At 69.7% G+C, this 1586-nt stretch carries 3 protein-coding genes; 1 reads left to right on the forward strand and 2 read right to left on the reverse strand.

The genetic code is table 11. The features are described from left to right. Window positions 1-23 precede the first annotated feature (23 nt). Complete coding sequence (locus tag ACFVYA_RS49930) at window positions 24-479, forward strand: SgcJ/EcaC family oxidoreductase (RefSeq protein WP_285985276.1); 456 nt, start codon at window positions 24-26, stop codon at window positions 477-479. Between the two features lie 146 nt (window positions 480-625). Here ACFVYA_RS49930 and ACFVYA_RS49935 read toward each other — a convergent pair whose 3' ends face one another. Both ACFVYA_RS49935 and ACFVYA_RS49940 read right to left on the reverse strand, forming a co-directional pair. Further along, complete coding sequence (locus ACFVYA_RS49935) at window positions 626-1090, reverse strand: peroxiredoxin (protein WP_285985277.1); 465 nt, start codon at window positions 1088-1090, stop codon at window positions 626-628. Between the two features lie 11 nt (window positions 1091-1101). Then, a partial coding sequence (locus tag ACFVYA_RS49940) for an SgcJ/EcaC family oxidoreductase (RefSeq protein WP_387055705.1) occupies window positions 1102-1586 on the reverse strand: 485 nt, incomplete at its 5' end.

Genomic DNA, 1586 nt, shown 5'->3' on the forward strand with positions numbered 1-1586 from the left:
TCACCTCACCTAAGGAGAACCCCATGCCAGGCAAGGCATCCGAACTGGTGGCAGGCGCCAAGAAGTGGGCCGCCAACTACGGCGACTTCCCCAACGGCGAGGAGGGCGCGATCCTCACGATTCCCCTGCGCGTCCGCGGCGCCTGGGACCGCAACGACCCCGAGCTGCTCGCCGAGGTCTTCACGGACAACGGCAGCATGCTCGTCGGCGACCAGCAGCTCAAGAACCCGGCCGAGGTCCGCGACTACCTGAAGAAGGCCTTCGAAGGCACCTACGCCGGTTCGCGTCTCGTGGAGACCCCGGTCGTCATCCGCAAGCTTTCCGAGGACGTCGCCTTCGCCGTCACCAAGGGCGGGATCGTCCTCGCGGGCGAAACCGAAGTGGCCCCGGAGCGCGAAGTCCGCGCCACCTGGGTGATCGTCAAGGACGGCGGGGACTGGAAGCTCCTCAACCACCAGACCAGCCCGATCGCCGGCTGACCCATCGCCCCACCCGAGGCCCCCTGCTCCTCGAGCAGGGGGCCTCGGCGCGTCCGTCCACCCGAGCACGAGCCGCCGGCCGGGACCGGGGCGGGCATGGGCGAGCCCCCGAGCGCGAAGGAGCGCTCGGGGGCTGGGGAAGCGGATCAGCCCGCGAGGGCGGCGACCGCCTTCTTCCACCGGGTCTGGTCGCGGGCCTCGCGGGGAGACACCACTTCGGCGAAGCGGACGGTTCCCGTCCCGTCGATGAGGAAGGTGCCGCGGTTGGCCATCCCGCCCTGGTCGTTGAAGACGCCGTAGGACTGCGCGACGGCTCCGTGCGGCCAGAAGTCCGACAGGAGGGGGAACGTGAGGCCCTGCCGGTCCGCCCACGCCCCGAGGGTGAACGGCGTGTCCACCGAGACGCCGACGACCTGGACGTTCTCGTCGGTGTAGCCCGCCAGTTCGTCGCGGACCTGGCAGATCTCCCCCTCGCAGATGTGGCTGAACGCGAACGGGTAGAAGACCAGCAGCACCGGCCGGACCCGCCACAGCTCGCTGAGCGTGACCGGTGTCCGGCCGGTGTCGGGGAGCGTGAAGTCCGGCGCCGCCGAACCAGCTTCAACCGTCATGAGACTCCTCCTCATCCCTTGAGCGGGCTGGTCTGGTGCGAGAGCAGCCGGAGCCCGTCGCCGGTCCGCACCACGATCCAGGTGACGCGGACCTGACGCTCGGGGGCCGTCTCGGTCTCGCCCTCGAGCAGGATGCCGCCCTGGCTGATGATCATCGCGGTGGTGTCGTCGAGGAACCGGACGGTCAGCGGCCAGCCGCGGACGCGCGCGCCGCGGAAGTGGCCCTCGAAGCCCGCCTTCATGTACTCGCGGATCTGCTGGCGGCTGGTGAGCTGGTCGTCCTTCATCAGCAGGCTGCCGTTGTCGGTGAAGGTGTCGGCGAAGAAGTCGGCGTCGTTGCGCTCCCAGCCCTCCTGGATGCGCATCGCGACGGTCAGCACGGCCTTCTCGTCGTCGCCGGTGAACTCGCGGTAGTACGAGGTGTCCTCTTCGATGCCCGCGGCGGCCAGGATCGCCGACGCGTCGCCCCACGCTGAAGCCATGGTGATCGTCTCCT

This window comes from Amycolatopsis sp. NPDC058278 (assembly GCF_042881395.1).
Lineage (GTDB): Bacteria > Actinomycetota > Actinomycetes > Mycobacteriales > Pseudonocardiaceae > Amycolatopsis.